The organism is Wolbachia endosymbiont (group A) of Yponomeuta plumbellus (assembly GCF_947251575.1).
Lineage (GTDB): Bacteria > Pseudomonadota > Alphaproteobacteria > Rickettsiales > Anaplasmataceae > Wolbachia > Wolbachia pipientis.
In genome coordinates this window covers 489,237-506,991 of the sequence record NZ_OX366353.1, presented here as the reverse complement: position 1 = coordinate 506,991, position 17,755 = coordinate 489,237, and the positions used below count along the sequence as shown (strand labels likewise).

Here is a 17,755-nt window from a genome sequence, read left to right as displayed (position 1 = left end):
AGTTAAAGATTATGAATACTTTTAAAGTGCAATTTTTCTCTCCTGATGATCAAATTTCATTCAGTGGAGTGGTTTCTCTTTCAGTAACTGGGCTCGAAGGGGAGCTTATGATTTTAGCTCACCATGCTCCTTACTTAATTTATTTATTGCCTGGTATGATTACTGTTAAAATGAGTAACCAAATAGAAAAGAAGGTTGTAATTGATAGTGGCGTATTAGAAGTTGCAAATAATAATTGTAGCATTATAACAAGTCAAATTCAGGTTTTTGATCGTGCAATTCATGATGAGAAATCGTTTAAAAATAAGAGAATTAGTATATATTTAAGTTATCTTGATGAGAAGTTTCTTTCTTAGTTATTTTAGGTAAAAAGTCAATTATCATTCAAGTGGCTATAAGATTTTTGCTCAGGGGGCTCTTTTTTGTCATCCCAGAAACCCCGGGGTGTCATCCCAGTGTCGGAGTACTTTAGGTGTATGATCCCAGAGTGTGATGGTATGGGACCATACACCTAATCAAATAAAAATTAAAGAAGGAGAGTTGGTTGTAACGGTTGGAGATAACGACTTTGTTTTACCTGGAATTTACGTTGGATAAACTACAAAAAATAACAGGTAAAAATCAACGTAAATTTAAGATAAATCGATTTTATTAGTATTATCAAATCAAAATCTGTTTTTAATTAATCAATAATACTTTTTTACATATTTTCATCCCCTTTCATGGATTTTTTAATTTTATAGATGATATCTAATATTATTAGAAGCATTGTAAAATATCTTATGAGAAAAGTTATAAAATATATTAGCATTATTGGTATTGCATGTTTAGTATTGTTATTTTTTATATCTAATGTGGAAACACGCGTAAAAACACAGGAAGAACAATTATTCCTAGCTGTAGAAGATGGTAATGCACAAGAAGTAAAACTATTACTCAAAAATGGTGCAGACCCAAATTGACCTTACCCAGAAAAAGTAGAGAGAAAGTTAAGACGTTTTTATCATGAGAATAAATTGTGCAGGAATGCAATAGTTAATAGTAGAATGTCTACGTTATTTGTTATAAAAGATTTCTATGTATTCAAATATGGCAGTTCTGGTTTGTTGAGCGAGAAGTATCAATAAGCAGCTCCCTTTTAAGTGAACTTTTCTGCAACAGAGTTATCGTAACAACAGCCCTTATGGCTCATGCTGGAAATGATGTTTTTTGTATTCAATAGAAATTGGTAATTTTGAGAGGTATACTGTGACCCTTGATCGCTATGTAACAGCAGATTTTTATCGGGTTTGCGTTTATCAACGGCCATCAATAAAGAATCTATAACTAATTATCATGTTACTCATTAACCACCATGCGTGAATATAGGTCAATTATTGCCGCCAACAACCTTCTTTAGTTTTTATGTAGGTAATCCCAAACTTTATTTGGCTGATCAGTAGTAAAATTTTGATCCAATGTGTTCGGAGCCACAACTCGGTTGCTTATTTGCTGTTTTTTATTTTTGAACCTTCGTCTAAGCTTGGTTTTAATGCCATTTTCTTGCATAACACTTTGTACTGTTTTAATTTTTGCCTAAAGCTTTTAATTCAGCGTGAATTTTAGGGGCTCCATATCTGCATTTAGAATGCTTGATGTATTTTTGAATATCTGCTAGAAGCCCTTCTTTTGCTAATTCTTTACTGCTTTTTTCCTTAGCAACCAATACCACCAGTACAAAACCCTACATAGTTCCTGTGTTTTATAGCAATTTCTATATAAAAGAATACTTTACTCTTTTTCTTTGCCCAGGGCTTTTTTTAAGATGTCTCTTTCTCTTATTAGCTCTTTTTTTAGATCAAATCTTTCTTTGTCATAAGGAGCCTTTGCCTGGAAATGCGTATGCTCCAGACATTTTTCCATCATATTTTCTTACTTAACATACTGCCATCTATACCTAGATCTTTTGCTATTTTTGTACTTGCTTGACCTGTTTCTTTAACCAGCTTAACAGCTTCTAATTTGAATTCTGCTGTATATTCTCTTCTATTTGTCATATTTTGAAAAAACGTTTTATTTTACTCCAAAAACGTCTTAACTTTCTCTCTACTTTTTCTGGGTAAGGTCAATTTACCGCCGCGGCGCTAACTAGTAGCGGGATGACGGGTTACCAAATTGTAGAAGTTGCTTTAGCTATAAATTCAAGTTTTATCAATGTCTTGTGTTGTTACCCAAATAATGGTTGTGCAAGCGCTTAATTTTTTGATCAAAAAGGAACAAGTTTAGTAAAAAATAATGATATTATTAGTGGAACATAAAACAGTCCCACTGCAGTACTGATTAGAAGCAACAGAGTAGCTTTATCTGGTTGATAATTCAAAATATTAGCAAGTATTATACTGGACCCAGAAACTGGAATAATAGCCAGCAACATCAGTGCTTTATATATGCTCTCATCGTATATACCTATAACATGCTTGTCTAAAAGGACAATTCCTAAAACAAACAGTGGCCAGAATACGTACTTTGCTGTAATAGTGATCAAAGCAAGCTTCCAATCTATTTTAAAGCTTGCAATATTCGCAATGCTCACTCCAAGTAGCACCATTCCTAATGTGACAAATGTACTTCTAATGTTCATCATAACATCTGTTAAAAAAGTAGGTATTTGTATATCGTATATACTTAAAAAGAAGCCCAGAACCATCGCATAAAGCGAAGGAAGTTTGAACAACTTTAATATGCATTCTTTTGCGGTATAAATACCATTTGCAGCTATGTAAAATCCTAAGCTGTTTTCAAATAGCGCCATTCCTATATAACAAACAACATATACAGATACTGAATCTTCATCAAATAAAGCCATGGCAATCGGCAGGCCAAAATAACCCATACTTGTGCTGCCCGAACTAAATGCTAATATGTTTCTCGTGTTATCCTTAAATAAAAAAGAAGAAAGATAATACACTGATAAGGACATAGTGCTACCTATAAACCATATCAAAATCGGCAGAGAAATTACTTTTAAATTAACTTCTGTATGAGAAACTCCATATAAAATCACTATTGGATTAGCTATATAAAAGAGTATTTGAGATATAGTGTTTCTATCAATTTTAAGACATTTTCCTGCTAAATAACCAATAAATATCGTAATATAAATAGGTAATATTTTTAGGAAAAGAGTAAAGAACATACTAGCCTATTGTGATACTTTTGACTGATAAAGTTATATTAGATCTTAAGGTATTGTAAAAGTAAACAAAATTTATTTTCCAATTTATCCAGCTCATAGTTAATTAAAAAAGATTCACTTGGTGCCAAAATTCGTTTTTACATAGGACTTAAGAATGACATTTTTATGATAAAATTATGTTAAGTTTCTATAAAGCTTCTTGCATATTTTTGAATAATGACATATTTACTAAAAATTAAACTGCTTGTAGTAATTTAGACGGACTGTTGAAAAAGTAAGAGGAAATAAGTAAAGTTAGGACAGAGAGTAAGAGCTTTAACATAGTTGTCATATTTTTCTTTAATTAACCCTAGTGTCCAATTTATCCACCATTCCTTCACATGAGGTGTTTCTAACCATTTTAATAACAGTAAAAAATGTTTTCTTTCAACACTTTAAATGTGATATTTTTATTCATTAATTAAAAATCTCAAATGTTACTACCATTTCTGTTAATCCTGTCTCTCATTGCCAAGTTCATTGAAATTGACATTTCCGTACCTAGTTTTCCTGATATGGTGCACTATTTTAACGTACCGGAAGGCATAATTCAATTAACTATTGCTTATAATTTCCTAGGCTTTTGCATAGGAGGGTTGTTTTTTGGTCCATTGTCTGAATGCTATGGCAGAAGGAGAATTATGATCATAGGTAACACTTTGTTATTAATCGGCGCTGTTGGTTGTGTTTTTGCACCGTCGATTTTTTGGCTTTTAATCTCTCGCTTTGTTCAGGGCATTGGTGTTAGCACATCTGTAGTTGTGTTTGCAATCGTTGCAGACAGCTACAAAGGCGACGAAGCGGTGAAATTTATTGGAATCATGAATTCTGTTCTTACAGTTGTCATGGCAATTGCGCCAGTGTTAGGCAGTTTCATCAATGAAATTGTAGGATGGCGTGGTAATTATGCAACTGTTGCAATACTTTGTTTGATCTCTTGGGTTTTGCTGCTTTTAGCGTTACCAGAAACAAAAAAGAACCGCGATATTTTCAGTTTAAAAAAACGATGAAAGATTACAGAAAACTACTATCTAATCCGAGGTTTGTTACGTTGTCTTTGATGTCAAGCCTCTTTTCTGCTGCGTATATGTCATTCATTACTTGTGGACCTTTTCTGTATATGAAGACTTTTGGTTTATCTAGCACTATTTATGCACTACATCAAGGTGCAATAGTTGGGTGCTTCTCACTCATCAGTCTATTTGCTGGCAAAATCTTGCAGAAACTTGGAGCAATAAAGTGTGTAATTTCTGGTACGAGCGTGGGTGCTATTGGGTCTCTATTGCTTGTAATATTCAGTATAATTGTACCCCACTCTTTCTACTTAGTAACACTGTCTATGATTATTTTTTCTATCGGTTGTGCAATTTTCCAGCCAGTGATTTTTAATGCATCAATAAATGTTTTCCCTGAAATTAAAGGCACAGCTTCTTCTGCAGTCTCGTTCATTAGAGCTTTTATCATGGCTATTTTTATCGGCTTAACAAGCTACATTTACAATGGTCAAACAATTAGTGTAGCTGTTCTTGTTTTATCCGCGATAGTACTAGAACTTGTTTTTACTGTCTATCTATTGCGTTTAAAAGATCCTATGTAATTAATAAAGATATTCCATTGTAGGCTGCTAACTTTCCCCTGCCAATCTTTCTGCTTCATTACGTGAGATTAATGCCTCAATAAATTCATCTAGTTCGCCTTCTTTTATAATCTGCTCTAGCCGATGTGAAGTTAGATTAATTCTGTGGTCTGTTATTCTTGATTGTGGGAAATTATATGTTCTTATGCGCTCGGAACGATCACCAGAGCCAATCTGACTTTTCCTCATTGTTGACCTTTCCATTTCTTTTTTTTGTCTTTCAATTTCGTATAGCCTTGCCCTCAATACTTTGAGCGCTTTAGCTTTATTTTTATGCTGCGATTTTTCATCTTGCTGTATCACAACTATCCCTGTTGGCAAGTGGGTGACCCTTACTGCGCTGTCAGTTGTATTCACTGATTGCCCTCCAGGACCACTGGATCTATAAACATCTATTCGTAAGTCTTTTTCTTCTATTTTAAAGTCAACTTCTTCTACTTCAGGTAATATCGCAACAGTAGCGGCAGAGGTATGCAACCTTCCTGAGGATTCAGTTTCTGGCACTCTCTGTACTCTGTGCACCCCTGATTCAAATTTCAACCTTGCAAAAACTTCTGTTCCATTAATGAGTGCAGAAGCTTCCTTATAGCCACCTATACCTGTATTAGAAATGCTTATTGGCTCGAACTTCCAATTTCTTCTTTCTGCATATTTTTGATACATACGAAATAACATTGCTGCAAATAATGCTGCTTCTTCTCCGCCTGTACCTGCTCTAATTTCTAATATTGCATTTCTTGAGTCATCTTCATCTTTGGGCAGTAATGCTAACTTTAATTTTGCTTTTATTTTTGGTAATAATACCTTCTGCTTTTCGAAAAATTCTTCTTTTGCTAACTCTTTTATATCACCTTCGCTGTTTTCATCTTTCATTATTTCTTCTAAGTCTGAAATTTCCTCTTTCAGCGTGTTATATTCATCAATTATCTTGATTATTGGCCTGAGCTCAGAGTATTCCTTTGAAAGGGTAATGAATTCTTTTTGACTTAAATTGGTAGGATTTTCCAAATTCCTCTCTATATCATTAAATTTTTTCTTTAAGTCTTGTAAATTATTTTCCATATCCATATAGCACAGATCTAGCTAAGTAATATATACTGAAATAAAAAATTTCTTATATCAAGCAATAACACTATAATATACCTACTACCTTCTAGTTGAATATAATGGCAAAACAGATAACATCGAACTGCAATTTCATATTTGGAGCTTCGGACATAAAAACATTACCAGATGAATCGGCTCCAGAGATTGCGTTTGCTGGTAGATCAAATGTAGGAAAATCCAGTCTGATTAACTTACTGATAAACAGCAAAAAAGCTGCCAGAGTTTCCTCTAAACCTGGATGCACTAGACAAATAAATTTTTACTCTATGTACAATGATAAGTTCAGGCTTGTTGACCTGCCAGGGTATGGTTATTCTCATGCAGGTAAGGAGGAAATTATACAATATTTAAACTTAATTGAGTATTATCTAATTCAAAGAAGAAATCTAAGAAGAGTGTTTGTGTTGATAGATAGCAAGGTAGGATTAAAAGAAATAGACAAAGACTTCATTTATTGGTTAATATATAATAACATTAACTTTAACATTGTGCTAACAAAAATAGATAAAGTAAGTCAAAAAAGCTTAGGTGCTGTTATAGAAGATATTCAAAAATGGATTAATAATGAGAATGTGTCAATTCATCAAATGAGCATCCGTGTTAAGCATAAAATAACCAAGGTAAGAGATGAGTTTTTCAAGTTTACAAGATAAAAAAATGAAGAGTAGCGAATTTTTAAAGGGTGAGGTATCATTTGAACAAAAAGCAGAAATATTACTTGAAGTGCTATCTAACATACCTAGCTTTGTAGGCGAGACTTTTGTCATTAAATGCGGTGGTACAATAATCTTAGATGAAACACTATTTAATACTTTTGTGCATAATGTTGTCTTGTTGAAGCAGCTTGGTATAAATCCGGTAATAATTCATGACGGAGAATATGAAATTAACTCGGTGTTAAAAATGCTGGGTATGGACAGTAAGTTTGTGAATGGTATCAGACTTACAGACAAAGACACTATGAAAATCATTGAAATGGCACTGTGTGGTTCAGTTAATAAAAAAATTGTTCAGTATATAAATTCTGCTGGTGGTTCAGCTATTGGATTATGTGGAAAAGATGGTAACTTAATTAAAGCCGAAAAAATAACCGCTACGCTTAGAGAAGATAGATCAAATAATATCGAAAAGATATTAGACATGGGGTTCATCGGTAGACCCACTGAAATCAATCCTGATATATTATTTTTTATTGAAGAATCAGATTTTATACCAGTTATTGCACCAATTGGTCATGGAAAAGATGGGGAAACATATCATATTGATGCCGATAGCACTGCAAGCGCAATCGCAATCGCAGTTTCTGCATCTAAAATGATAATCTTGAGTGACACAGATGAAGAAATAGATAAAATTGGTGGCAGGAAGATATCTGTTAAAAATTTAAATGCATCGATTGATTGTGGGAAAATTAAAGGGGAAAAATTTATTGAAAGGCTTATGGCATACGTTAAAATGGCGGAGGAATGTGCTGGAGTTGTTCACATAGTTGATGGTAGAATACCTAACATTATGCTTGATTTATTTACTGAGAGTAATGCAAGCATATCGATTGTGAGTGATTTATAGCTATACTGCTTACAACTACACGAATACCAAGAGGGTGTCATTCAAGTAGCTGACACTGGAATGACAGCAATCTACGTCATACCGCGATTCATTCGCGGTATCTCTAGATCCCGCTAACAAGTAGCGGGATGACGGTTGTCAGGGTGTCATCCCAGTGCCCAGACACTGGGATCCAGAAGACTTAATTTCAACCAAGTGGCTGCATAATAAGGACTAGATTCCAGACTGGAATGACATCATAGGGGCACTGGGATGACAAAAAAAAGGAGCACTGAACTTGTCAAGGAATTTTATGGCCTAGCGTCACGCGCTGGAATGACATCATTTACATTTATCACTTTTGCAGATACAATTTACATGCTATAATTGAGTCTTCATAGATGGTAAATTGGAGTGCAAAGAAGTAAAATTAAAGTAGAAATAAAAAGATTATCACACGGAGAAGACTTGTCTCTTCCATGTTATGCAACTACGCAGAGTGCTGGTATGGATCTTTATGCTGCATTGAATGACTCTGCTGTTTTAAATCCACTTGAGAGATTACTTATTCCAACTGGAATTGTGATTGCAATACCAAACGGTTTTGAGGGGCAAGTACGCCCACGTTCTGGTCTTGCTGCAAAACATGGAATCACTGTCTTAAACTCTCCGGGCACTATAGACTCTGATTATCGAGGTGAGGTTAAAATTTGCCTAATTAATCTAAGTAATCAACCATACGAAATAAAAAGAGGAGATAGAATCGCACAAATCCTTATTTCTCCGGTATCTCAGGTAATTTGGGATGACAGAGAAGAGTTCTGCACAGAAGAAACCGGTCGCAATGCAGGGGGCTTTGGCTCAAGTGGTAGGTAACTTACGAAAAAGCTTGACTATGACAATTTTTTTATACACAATTTAAGGATATTAATATTTTATTAAACGAGGTCGTTTATGCTAACTTTTCAAAATCACTGTGGTCAATTTCACAAAACAAATACTGCACTTGTTGCACTTACTTCTTTGTATGTCATAGGCGCAGCAATAGCACTTTCAGCACCATATTGGGTGTCTTCAACTTGCATGCTTACTCCACTTGCAGCTTTTGCAGCTACACCACTTGGAATCGGTATATTAGCAATTGTTGCTGTTGCACTAACTAGTCTAGCAATATACGCTATCAGCAAAAACAATAAAACATCTGAGTTGAAAGCTCCGAAGATTGTTATTAAGGATGGTACAGTAATGTTACAAGTAACAAAAGAAGTGCATGAAGATATAAAAGCAAATAACCAAAACAAGAATGAAAAAGGTGAGGTTATAAAAGATAAATATCGTATAAACTTCAGCTTAGAAGGCAAAAATTACTATGTTACTGGTGAAATTGGTGATGGTAAAGCGGAGTTTGGTGATACTGTATTCTTAGGTATAAATTCACTAGAAGTGAAAAACAAAGAAGGTAAGTTCGAGACAGTAGATAAAACAGAATGGAATAAAACATTAGGTTTAAACAAAAATGAGAATAAAGGAGTTAACACTTATTTAGGCTCGCTTATTGTTGAACAAGTTGCTTCTCAACAACAAGGAAAATAGACAGTATGGCCAAGTGAAGTAAAAGAGGCAGACTAAGTCTGCCTCTTTATTTTTTAGTGTCAGTTACTCAATGGGAATTGCCTTAAAAAATAAACTTTTATATAGTTGTGAGAAGCTGCTAAGGATTTTTATTTAATTTAACTGCATCTTTTGCCTTATCCAATAACCCATTAATAAAACCAATTTCGCTTGGTTTATCAAGTAAATCAGATGCAATGTTAGTATATTCATTAATGACAACTGGAACTGGCGTATCACAATTAGCTAACTCACATATTGCAACACGCAAAATAGATAAGCTTATAAGATTTAACCGTGAAAGGGACCAACTTGGGTGTAAATAAGACTCTATTATTTTATCATATTCTTCACTGCTTTTTATAACCTTATATAACAAGTTTTCTAAGAACTGATGTTCAAATTCTTCACATTCAAATATATCTTTCAACTTATTTATGTAGTCCTTAAGCTCACAATTTCCCAGTTTAAAAGTGCTTTTGTTGTAACCTACGAAAATATTTGAATAAGCAATTTGTACAGCAAGAAATCTTGCCGTGCTTCTTTTTATGCGCCACTTTTTATCTACTGGTTTTTCCTCCATTATTTTAATTTATTGTGTAAATCTATCATATGCAAAACAGTTGAGGCTGCATGGCCACCAACGTTCTTTTTGTTTTTATCAGCTCTAACTAGTGCTTTATCTTTGCTGTCAGCGGTAATTACGCCCATACCAAGGGGCATTGCATAATGCATAACAACTGCATTTAAGCCTTCAATTACTCCTTTACAAACATATTGATAATGATCGGTTTCACCGCGAATTACGCACCCAAGAGCTAAATAACCATCATAATTAGTATGCCCACTCTTGACTGCAAAAAGAATTGTAGCTGGTATCTCAAATGTACCAGGAACCTCAACTACATCGTAACTGGCATTACTGCCTTTTAATTTATCAATTGCACCTTCAAGCAAAAGGTTCGCTATTTCAGTATAATAAATCGAATTAACTATTAGTATTCTCGACATTTACTACCACTTTTTTTGTTAAAAACAACTTTATTAATGATTGTTGAATTAGAGTTATAATATTACTAAATATCCAATATATTACCAGGCCGGCAGGAAAAGAAGAAAAAATAAAGACAGAAATGTAAGGTAAAAACTTCATAACATTTACTTGAATATCATCTTTACTGGTTTGATCTTTCTCACTTAGCTTCTGCTGAATTATCATGGTGGCACCGAAAATTATAGGTAAAATGCCTATAGAAATAGGAAAGTTATAATTAAACAACCCAAATAATGTAAAGATGTTCGTTGGGTCAGGAGCTGAAAGATCCTTAATCCATAAAAAAAAAGGAGCATGCCTCATCTCTATAGTAACAAATAATACTTTATATAGAGCAAAAAATACCGGTATTTGTATTAGCATGGGAAAAATGCTCGACATTGGATTTACGTTGTTTCTCTTAAACAATGCGATTGTCTCTTTATGCTGCTTTAAGCTGTCATTTTTATACAACTCTTTTACACGAGTTAGCTCAGGCTGCAAGCTTTTCACCTTGAACATTGAAACATATGATCTATTAGATAAGGGAAGCATCAAAAGTTTGATTACTAAAGTCAGCAATAATATTGCTAAGCCAAAATTCTTTAAAACGAAGTTAAAGTATTCAAGCAGTAAAAACACTGGTTTAGTTATAAAGTAAAGAACACCAAAATCTACAGCTTTATCAAACAAAGGTATATTGAGAGTATCCTTATAAGAATCCAGTAAATTCAACTTTTTTGCTCCAGCAAAAAAATAATTCACATTAGAAGTGCTTGCACCAGGAAGTATACTCTTATAAGACTTAACAAAATCTACTTGAAATTTATCAATATCATTAGCGTTAGTATGTTTAATGCTTACATTTATTTTATCAGATTTTTCAGGTATGATGGCTGTGAGCCAGTATTTATCAGCAAAACCAAACCAATTTTTTTCACTTGTATTTGCTTTTATTAAATGTTTCTTGGAGATATCCTTATACGTCCACTCCTCCAGTTTATTATCAAATGCACCCAGTACTCCTTCATGGGATATCCAATAAGATTCGTTGATATTGTCACGTTTACGGTTAATTTTACCATAAGGAACCAAAACTACATTATCTTTTGTGTTATTTTCAACAATCTGCTCAATTTTAAACATGTAGTTATCGTCAAGGCTAATTTTCATTTTAAACACAATGCCATTTTCATTATCCCAAAATAAATTGACCTCTTTTTGATTGAGTTTCTCTGCTTGCCAAACTGCCTTAGAATCTGGAACTTTAATCTTGTTATTCGGATCGAGCCACCCAAATTCTGCGAAATATACATCTTTTGATTCTGCAGGTGACAGTAACACCACTTGTGGAGAAGAAGAATTCGGTTCTAAGTGGTAATTAGTTAAAATTAAGTCATCAAACCTTGCACCTTTCAGAGAAATTGATCCTTTAATCATGTTATTGGTTAAACTAACCCTCTGTTCTCGAGTAGAATTAATAATTTCAGAACGATTTTGGTATATTATAGGAGCAAGGTCGTTAAAAGATTCGATATGTTCAATATTTTCAATCAATGGCTGGTTTTGGTTTGTACTAAAAAAATTATCATAAATAATACGCCAAGACACCATGATTAACATGGAAAGGATAGCTGCCAAAATTAAACTTTTTGCTTCTGACATGAAATTAAATCAAACATATCTTCTTAAAGTGTATACTAAATATTGTACTAAAACAATGAAATTTACTTATTTTTAATAATAACTTTTAACGCTAATCTTTAAAATTTATTTTAATAGCTTCAAATTTTAACAATATGAACGCGGTAAAAAATCTAGTTATTTGGTTACTAATAATAGCCACTACTGCAATGCTTATTGATTCACAAAGGGACAAATTAAGCGACAGATTTCTCAGTACTTTTTTACCATATAAAGGAAGAATTCAAAATAGTGGAAGTATCGAATTTACGAAATCATACGATGGACACTTTTATATTCAGGCTCAAGTCAATGATAGCAATATAACGTTTTTGCTTGATACTGGAGCAACCGATATTGTTCTATCACAAAAAGACGCATTACATGCTGGTATTAACTTACAAAACGTTCAGGATTTTAAAATATATGAAACTGCGAAAGGTCAAATAAAAGCTGGAGTGGTCCAAATACCTCAAGTTAAAATAGGAAATTTTTTGATTAATGATGTACAGGCAAGCGTTAACACTCATTCTATGTCTCATTCACTACTTGGAATGAGCTTTTTAAGGTATTTTCATTTCACTATAAGAGATAATAAGTTGATATTATACCGCGACTAAACACTTCTACAATCTACTTATCAAAGCTCTGTAGGTCAATATAGGAGCAGAAATAAATATTGCAGAACAAGTGCCAATCAAAATACCAAAAAAAATGATCAAGCTGAAGTCTCTCACTGCATCTGTGCAGATTAATACCAAAGGAAGAGCAGCAAGAAGGGTTGTACCAGAAGTTAATATAGTGCGAAATAATGTAGTGTTGATACTTGCATCTACTACCTCACTCATCCGCCCACTTTTACCACTCCTGCGATACTCTCGAATCCGATCATATATAATTACTGAGTTATTGATTGAATAACCAATGACAGTAAGGAGAGCTGCAACTGATGAAATATTAAACTCAATGCCAGTTAGGCTAATAAAACCAACAGTTAAAATCACGTCATGAATCAGTGCTGTTATTCCACTGAATCCACATTGCCAATTAAATCTAAACCAAACGTAAAAAAATATTCCAACAATCGCGATCAACATGGATAACATTCCTTCAAATATTTGTGTTGAGCTTATTTGTGGGCCAACATAGTCTATTTTACGATAGCTTATTGAGCTCCCCAGCTTTTCTTCTAGTATGCTTTTTATCTTTTTGATTTTATCTTCATCTCCTTCATCTTTAAAACGCATGACTAAATTATCACCCGCTTTTGAACTTTGCACTGTAAAACCATTTTCTTTTAATGCATCGAGAATAGAGTGATTCTCATCTGAAGATTTTATCTCTATCAAAATCCCGCCTGCAAAGTCTATGCCTAAGTTCACTCCACGCAGCACAACAGTGAATATTGAAAAGATGATAAGAACAATGCTAATTAATGCAGTCAAATCCCTATATTTACTAAACTTGATATCGAGGTTATCTGGAATGAGTCTAAGTGCCATCTTCTTTAATTAAAGTAATAATTTGAATTCTATATACTTTTCAAAAAGTTCACTAGTTTATTTTGTGATTGTTTGACTATGTAAATTTTTCTGTCAGTTATTCTTGTCTGTCAATTAAGTTCTATCTAGTGCAAACTTTGCAATTTTGAAGTACATTACAAGAGCAAAATACTGCCAATTTGGCCCATCATTTTATCTCTGCAAGCTTATCCCCCCCTTGCTATGTTAGCAACGCAACCTAAGCTAGGTTCCTTCATAGCAGTGTTAGGTACACTGCCATATCTTTCAAAACTTTCATGCTCTATAGCTTCCTCAACACTTTTTCCTCCTAAAAGACAGTTTTCCCCTAAACTTTTTCCCCTATTTTTTAACTCATTAAACCTTGCTCTGTTTTCCCCATCAATCTCCACTTTTATTTTATTGCTGCCTTTCTCACTAGGACTTAGATAAATACTTATCTCTCCTACCTCAGTAGTAAAAGACATTTCAATACCACCTTTTGAGACATCCATGTAATTTCTTTTTCCCCCTATTTCTTCTACATTTTCAACTCTTACTATACTTTCTCCAATTTTGAGTATGCCAACTCTTAAATTTAAGTCTTTGGCTTTTTCATTGTTTAGGATTTCTGCAAATTCAACAATACTATCTTGCGAGTACTCTATACAAAAATATCTATTATCCTTGTCTACTCCTAATACATTTTGAGTCTGCTTGCTTTTGTTTACAATACTTTCATATGCTAAACCTTTTAGCTTGCTTTCAATTTCCTTACATTTCTCAGAAAGACCATCATCAAATCCATTACAAGTAACTATCTGCTCAAACTCATTCCCATCGAAAAAATTATGGCGTTTTACTTTCCCACCTTCTAACAATAAATTACTAACAATGCTTTTGATAATGTCCTCTTCGGACACTTCATTTTTTTTGTTACAGTTTTGACCTTTACTTTCTTTGTTACAGTTTTTATCTTTACTTTGATAGGGAAAGTTATCAAATACAAAAGTGTTACTTCTGTTACTTATATGACTACCACTAGTAAGATCTTTTATTTCTTCAAATACTGTATTTGTTACAGTTTTGTTACAACAACTACATTTTAAATTTAACATTACTTCTTTTTCTAAGTATTTAGCTACTATGCACTTAATACTTTCTGGAGTATTTTTATATTTTTTTGTTCATTTTGTTCTGTTATACCTCTCACCTCCCCACAGCATTTATCAATCAGATCCTGTTTACTTTGAGTTAACGACATTTTTAGTTTCATAAAAAGTGAGTCTTTTAGAAAAGGATTATCATCTTCTAGGTCCCGATCATTTTCTGAATCCAAATCATCTGTTAACTCCATTGAATCAAGATTACCTGAACTATAGTACGAACCCTTTTTTGAGTCCGAACTATCTTCTGAGTTCCCATCACTATCTGACCAATTGTCAACTTTCGGAAATTCTGAGCTTTTCTGTTCACCTTCAAAAGTCTGATTACTACCGTCAGCGCCCTTTGTCAAATTTTCTTTACTTTCACAAGAACCATCTAAACCATAGCCCTCATTCCCTTTTGGATCTGAATCATCTGGATTACAATCAGAAGTTATTTCTGTATCTTCAGAAATCTGTTGATTATCACTTTCACCTAACAAACCACCATTTGTTGGATTACATACATTTTCTGTATATTTTTGATTATTTTGTGCTTCTATTTTCTCCTTTTCGTACAACAGTTTAAACTGATCCTCATCGTCAGAATTGTGACCTGAATCACAAATTACATGATCATTGCAGGTAGAATTATGCTCTTGACTAATCAAGGAAAGCTGAATTAGATTGCTAAAAACAATATTATCTAGCTGTACTGAATCAGTACTTTCAAAAATTTGTGGATTATTACTTCCGTTTGGCAAATTACCTGATAAACCAGTCTGATGATTATTTTCACCTACCCAACCATCAGTTGGTGTTGGAATGCATATTCCTGTATATCTTTGGCTATCAAGAGAATCATTAGTTAATTGTACTGCTGTATAAGTTGTCCGGTCATCCTCATCATCGGAACTAATACCTGAATCATGGCCATCACCTTCTTCAATCTTTTGAGTTTCTATATCGTGTTCATTTATTTCGCTCGACGAATCATAGTTGGAAGGGTTATACTGTTGATTAGGACGTTTAAAAATTTGACGCCAATCGCTGTAAGGCTCCTTAAAATCGAAAGGAGTGCGTATAACTTTTTCCTTGCCTGATACCCCACCATTCATATTGTATAACCATTACTCACTAATCCCTTAGTGAATATCGTAATATATAGGTCTGTCAATAAAAAAATATAACTTTCTTTGGTTCTAACCTTTGCAAATCAGTATCTATAGCTCGGTAATTTCTCATACGTTGCACTCTGGACCTAGGAGCGTTGTTAATAAATCCACGACAGCTAGACAATCCTTGCTCGTCCACTAAAAGGAAAAGCAGCAAGGAGCGAACCAAAAGCGATAAGAAAGGATCCAAACCAGATTATAGACATTCCAGGTTTATAGTGCACTTTAGCTGCAATTTTGCTCTTACTCTTATCAATTTCTCCAATTACAACATAAATATCAGAAAATAAATTGTGGTAGATACTGCTTTCAACATTTTTCTGACCTTCCACAAGGTAAAATCTATATTCAGGGGTTATCTCACCTAATATCTTATTATTCAGCAAATTCCTGATATCCATTGTACCCCTCACTGCATGGAAATTTTTTTCTTTTATTAGCTCAATATTTCGTAAAGTAACTTTAAACTTATTGACTGTTATGCTATCCCCTATTTTTAAGTAATTTTCTTTTTTCTCCTGCCAACCAACCGAATATGCTATACCAAGCACTAGAATTGCCACTCCAGCATGAGCTGCCATCATTGCATAGTAGGATTTAGAAACTTTTTTTGCTAATAAAATTGATTCGCTCTTAAATAAACGAATTCTTTTACTGTATGCTTCTAAAACAAAGATTAATAATGCTATGGAGATAGTAATTGATAGCACAATTATTAGCTCCATGTGAAAGATAAACGGCAAAATAGCTGCAGCACTGCAGAATGAAAATCTATATTCGCGGAATATTGGCAATAGACTATTTCCCTGCCAACTGCAGTATTGCCCAATTATCGTGAGGGCTAGAATAGCCAGTGCAATAGGATTAAATAAAGAATTGTAATATGGTGCTCCAACTGAAATTAATTCACCGGTTAAATATTCGAGCACTGTAGGGTATAAAGTGCCAACGAACACAATGAAAAAGGCAGTGATGAATAATAAATTGTTCATCAGCATCATCGTAAGGCGTGAAAAGAGTCTTCTACCCTCTGTCACTTGAGTAGCAAGTTTCTTTTCAGATTCCAGTGTCACGCACTGGAATGACATTGCAGATGTGTGATTTTTTCTCGTAAACACTACAAATATTACTAAGCTACTGACTGTAAATACACCAAGTAGCGCTAATATATACAGTCCATACCTTGGGTCATCTGCAAACGTGTGCACTGAGGTGAGTATTCCTGAGCGGACTAGAAATGTTCCAGTCACACTCAATATAAAAGTTGTAAGCGTAAGTAAAATAGCAAAGTTCTTTAAAACATTGAAATTCCGTACCACGAGCAACAAATGTGTCAGCGTTACTGCAATTAGCCACGGCATCAAAGAAACGTTTTCCACTGGATCCCAAAACCAAAATCCACCCCACCCAAGTTCGCGATATGCCCACCAGCTACCCAAGCTGATGCCCAAAGTGAGCAGCGACCAAGAAATAAGTACCCAAGGCCTGACAATTTTAGCCCAAACATTTCCTTCAACTTTTGCAATTAATCCAGCTATAGAGAGCGAAAAAGGAACGCTAAACCCAAGGTACCCCAAATATAATATCGGTGGATGAATAGCAAGGCCTATATCTTGCAATATCGGATTAAAACCCAGTCCATCTGTTTCAATGCCTGGCATTTTAGTGAAGGGGCTGGATTCAAGTAAAGTGAACAGTAAAAAACAAAAGCAAATCAAGCCTTGGGTGATCAAGGATACTTTCTTCAATTTACTGCCGTTATCAATAAAAATACCCATCAGAAATAGGTAAAAGGTAAGCACTAAGGTCCAAAGCAACATAGATCCTTCTTTATTTCCCCAAACACCACAAATCTTGTAGATCAAAGGTTTTGTTGTGTGTGAGTGGTAGTATACGTTTTCGAGTGAGAAATCATTTGTAATGTGGCAGTAGATCAAAATAGCCATTGATGTTGATACACAAAAAAATATGGCAGTGGTAATAAACCGACAAGAACTAAGCGGTAAAAACAAATATGTCAAAGACAATAAGCAGGCTAGCAATAGCAATATATTCCCAAGTTCAGGCATAAAAAATTATAGTTTTTATATAAACAATATTACTG

The 17,755-nt window shown here is 33.9% G+C and carries 16 protein-coding genes and 3 pseudogenes; 8 read left to right on the top strand and 11 right to left on the bottom strand.

What is annotated here, in order from left to right; all coding sequences use genetic code 11:
- Window positions 1-11 precede the first annotated feature (11 nt).
- On the top strand, window positions 12-356 hold the full coding sequence (locus tag OPR39_RS02555; RefSeq protein ID WP_015588865.1) for a F0F1 ATP synthase subunit epsilon: 345 nt from the start codon (window positions 12-14) through the stop codon (window positions 354-356).
- Window positions 357-743: 387 nt separating this feature from the next.
- Window positions 744-962, top strand: a complete 219-nt coding sequence (locus OPR39_RS02550; protein WP_010962434.1) for an ankyrin repeat domain-containing protein — start codon at window positions 744-746, stop codon at window positions 960-962.
- A 93-nt stretch (window positions 963-1,055) separates the two neighbouring features.
- Here the strand turns inward: OPR39_RS02550 and OPR39_RS07430 are convergent.
- From OPR39_RS07430 to OPR39_RS07425, 3 genes and pseudogenes are all read right to left on the bottom strand, one after another.
- Window positions 1,056-2,036: pseudogene (locus tag OPR39_RS07430) on the bottom strand (IS3 family transposase).
- Window positions 2,037-2,245: 209 nt separating this feature from the next.
- Window positions 2,246-3,175: an AEC family transporter gene (locus tag OPR39_RS02530; protein ID WP_141456821.1), complete on the bottom strand. Its 930-nt coding sequence runs from the start codon at window positions 3,173-3,175 to the stop codon at window positions 2,246-2,248.
- A 314-nt stretch (window positions 3,176-3,489) separates the two neighbouring features.
- Window positions 3,490-3,632, bottom strand: a pseudogene (locus OPR39_RS07425) (N-acetyltransferase); the annotation flags it as partial.
- A 16-nt stretch (window positions 3,633-3,648) separates the two neighbouring features.
- On the opposite strand from OPR39_RS07425, the pseudogene OPR39_RS07220 reads away from it, so the two are divergent.
- Window positions 3,649-4,811 (top strand): annotated as a pseudogene (locus OPR39_RS07220) (multidrug effflux MFS transporter).
- Window positions 4,812-4,838: 27 nt separating this feature from the next.
- Here OPR39_RS07220 and prfA read toward each other — a convergent pair.
- Window positions 4,839-5,918, bottom strand: coding sequence for a peptide chain release factor 1 (prfA, locus tag OPR39_RS02515; protein WP_015588867.1), 1,080 nt, complete (start codon window positions 5,916-5,918; stop codon window positions 4,839-4,841).
- A gap of 98 nt (window positions 5,919-6,016) precedes the next feature.
- On the opposite strand from prfA, the gene yihA reads away from it, so the two are divergent.
- From yihA to OPR39_RS02490, 4 genes are all read left to right on the top strand, one after another.
- Window positions 6,017-6,610: a ribosome biogenesis GTP-binding protein YihA/YsxC gene (gene yihA / locus OPR39_RS02510; protein WP_015588868.1), complete on the top strand. Its 594-nt coding sequence runs from the start codon at window positions 6,017-6,019 to the stop codon at window positions 6,608-6,610.
- 4 nt (window positions 6,611-6,614) lie between these two features.
- Window positions 6,615-7,526, top strand: a complete 912-nt coding sequence (argB, locus tag OPR39_RS02505; RefSeq protein WP_015588869.1) for an acetylglutamate kinase — start codon at window positions 6,615-6,617, stop codon at window positions 7,524-7,526.
- 393 nt (window positions 7,527-7,919) lie between these two features.
- The gene (gene dut / locus OPR39_RS02495; RefSeq protein WP_015588870.1) at window positions 7,920-8,381 is read left to right on the top strand and encodes a dUTP diphosphatase; all 462 of its coding nucleotides are present in this window, start codon (window positions 7,920-7,922) and stop codon (window positions 8,379-8,381) included.
- A gap of 78 nt (window positions 8,382-8,459) precedes the next feature.
- Window positions 8,460-9,098, top strand: a complete 639-nt coding sequence (locus tag OPR39_RS02490; protein WP_015588871.1) for a hypothetical protein — start codon at window positions 8,460-8,462, stop codon at window positions 9,096-9,098.
- A 118-nt stretch (window positions 9,099-9,216) separates the two neighbouring features.
- Here the strand turns inward: OPR39_RS02490 and nusB are convergent, their stop codons facing one another.
- Genes nusB through yidC form a run of 3 tightly spaced genes read right to left on the bottom strand, consistent with a single transcriptional unit; the run spans window position 9,217 to window position 11,814 of the window.
- On the bottom strand, window positions 9,217-9,699 hold the full coding sequence (gene nusB, locus OPR39_RS02485; protein ID WP_015588872.1) for a transcription antitermination factor NusB: 483 nt from the start codon (window positions 9,697-9,699) through the stop codon (window positions 9,217-9,219).
- Complete coding sequence (locus tag OPR39_RS02480) at window positions 9,699-10,127, bottom strand: 6,7-dimethyl-8-ribityllumazine synthase (RefSeq protein WP_015588873.1); 429 nt, start codon at window positions 10,125-10,127, stop codon at window positions 9,699-9,701. The genes nusB and OPR39_RS02480 overlap by 1 nt, the downstream gene beginning before the upstream one ends.
- Window positions 10,105-11,814 carry a membrane protein insertase YidC gene (yidC, locus tag OPR39_RS02475; protein WP_015588874.1) on the bottom strand — a complete coding sequence of 570 codons (1,710 nt, stop codon included), beginning with the start codon at window positions 11,812-11,814 and terminating at the stop codon, window positions 10,105-10,107. Before yidC ends, OPR39_RS02480 begins: the two co-directional genes overlap by 23 nt.
- Before the next feature lie 134 nt (window positions 11,815-11,948).
- Here yidC and OPR39_RS02470 point away from each other — a divergent pair, with 134 nt between their 5' ends.
- Window positions 11,949-12,452 carry a TIGR02281 family clan AA aspartic protease gene (locus OPR39_RS02470; RefSeq protein WP_015588875.1) on the top strand — a complete coding sequence of 168 codons (504 nt, stop codon included), beginning with the start codon at window positions 11,949-11,951 and terminating at the stop codon, window positions 12,450-12,452.
- Window positions 12,453-12,458: 6 nt separating this feature from the next.
- On the opposite strand, the gene secF is transcribed toward OPR39_RS02470, so the two are convergent.
- The 4 genes from secF to OPR39_RS02450 all read right to left on the bottom strand — a co-directional run bounded on the left by secF (window position 12,459) and on the right by OPR39_RS02450 (window position 17,720).
- Entirely contained in the window at window positions 12,459-13,334 is an 876-nt protein-coding gene (gene secF, locus OPR39_RS02465; protein ID WP_141456869.1) for a protein translocase subunit SecF, read from the bottom strand.
- A 206-nt stretch (window positions 13,335-13,540) separates the two neighbouring features.
- Window positions 13,541-14,449 carry a hypothetical protein gene (locus OPR39_RS02460; protein WP_265039000.1) on the bottom strand — a complete coding sequence of 303 codons (909 nt, stop codon included), beginning with the start codon at window positions 14,447-14,449 and terminating at the stop codon, window positions 13,541-13,543.
- 26 nt (window positions 14,450-14,475) lie between these two features.
- Window positions 14,476-15,594, bottom strand: coding sequence for a hypothetical protein (locus OPR39_RS02455; protein WP_265038998.1), 1,119 nt, complete (start codon window positions 15,592-15,594; stop codon window positions 14,476-14,478).
- Window positions 15,595-15,767: 173 nt separating this feature from the next.
- Window positions 15,768-17,720 carry a heme lyase CcmF/NrfE family subunit gene (locus OPR39_RS02450; protein ID WP_265038997.1) on the bottom strand — a complete coding sequence of 651 codons (1,953 nt, stop codon included), beginning with the start codon at window positions 17,718-17,720 and terminating at the stop codon, window positions 15,768-15,770.
- Window positions 17,721-17,755 lie beyond the last annotated feature (35 nt).

Bases quoted from the DNA above. Each gene is read 5' to 3' on its own strand.
- yihA (WP_015588868.1), top strand. From the start codon at position 6,017: ATGGCAAAACAGATAACATCGAACTGCAATTTCATATTTGGAGCTTCG.
- OPR39_RS02450 (WP_265038997.1), bottom strand. From the start codon at position 17,720: ATGCCTGAACTTGGGAATATATTGCTATTGCTAGCCTGCTTATTGTCT.
- OPR39_RS02555 (WP_015588865.1), top strand. From the start codon at position 12: ATGAATACTTTTAAAGTGCAATTTTTCTCTCCTGATGATCAAATTTCA.
- prfA (WP_015588867.1), bottom strand. From the start codon at position 5,918: ATGGATATGGAAAATAATTTACAAGACTTAAAGAAAAAATTTAATGAT.
- OPR39_RS02550 (WP_010962434.1), top strand. From the start codon at position 744: ATGATATCTAATATTATTAGAAGCATTGTAAAATATCTTATGAGAAAA.
- secF (WP_141456869.1), bottom strand. From the start codon at position 13,334: ATGGCACTTAGACTCATTCCAGATAACCTCGATATCAAGTTTAGTAAA.
- OPR39_RS02480 (WP_015588873.1), bottom strand. From the start codon at position 10,127: ATGTCGAGAATACTAATAGTTAATTCGATTTATTATACTGAAATAGCG.
- OPR39_RS02530 (WP_141456821.1), bottom strand. From the start codon at position 3,175: ATGTTCTTTACTCTTTTCCTAAAAATATTACCTATTTATATTACGATA.
- OPR39_RS02455 (WP_265038998.1), bottom strand. From the start codon at position 15,594: ATGAATGGTGGGGTATCAGGCAAGGAAAAAGTTATACGCACTCCTTTC.
- yidC (WP_015588874.1), bottom strand. From the start codon at position 11,814: ATGTCAGAAGCAAAAAGTTTAATTTTGGCAGCTATCCTTTCCATGTTA.
- OPR39_RS02490 (WP_015588871.1), top strand. From the start codon at position 8,460: ATGCTAACTTTTCAAAATCACTGTGGTCAATTTCACAAAACAAATACT.
- argB (WP_015588869.1), top strand. From the start codon at position 6,615: ATGAAGAGTAGCGAATTTTTAAAGGGTGAGGTATCATTTGAACAAAAA.
- nusB (WP_015588872.1), bottom strand. From the start codon at position 9,699: ATGGAGGAAAAACCAGTAGATAAAAAGTGGCGCATAAAAAGAAGCACG.
- OPR39_RS02460 (WP_265039000.1), bottom strand. From the start codon at position 14,449: ATGTTAAATTTAAAATGTAGTTGTTGTAACAAAACTGTAACAAATACA.
- OPR39_RS02470 (WP_015588875.1), top strand. From the start codon at position 11,949: ATGAACGCGGTAAAAAATCTAGTTATTTGGTTACTAATAATAGCCACT.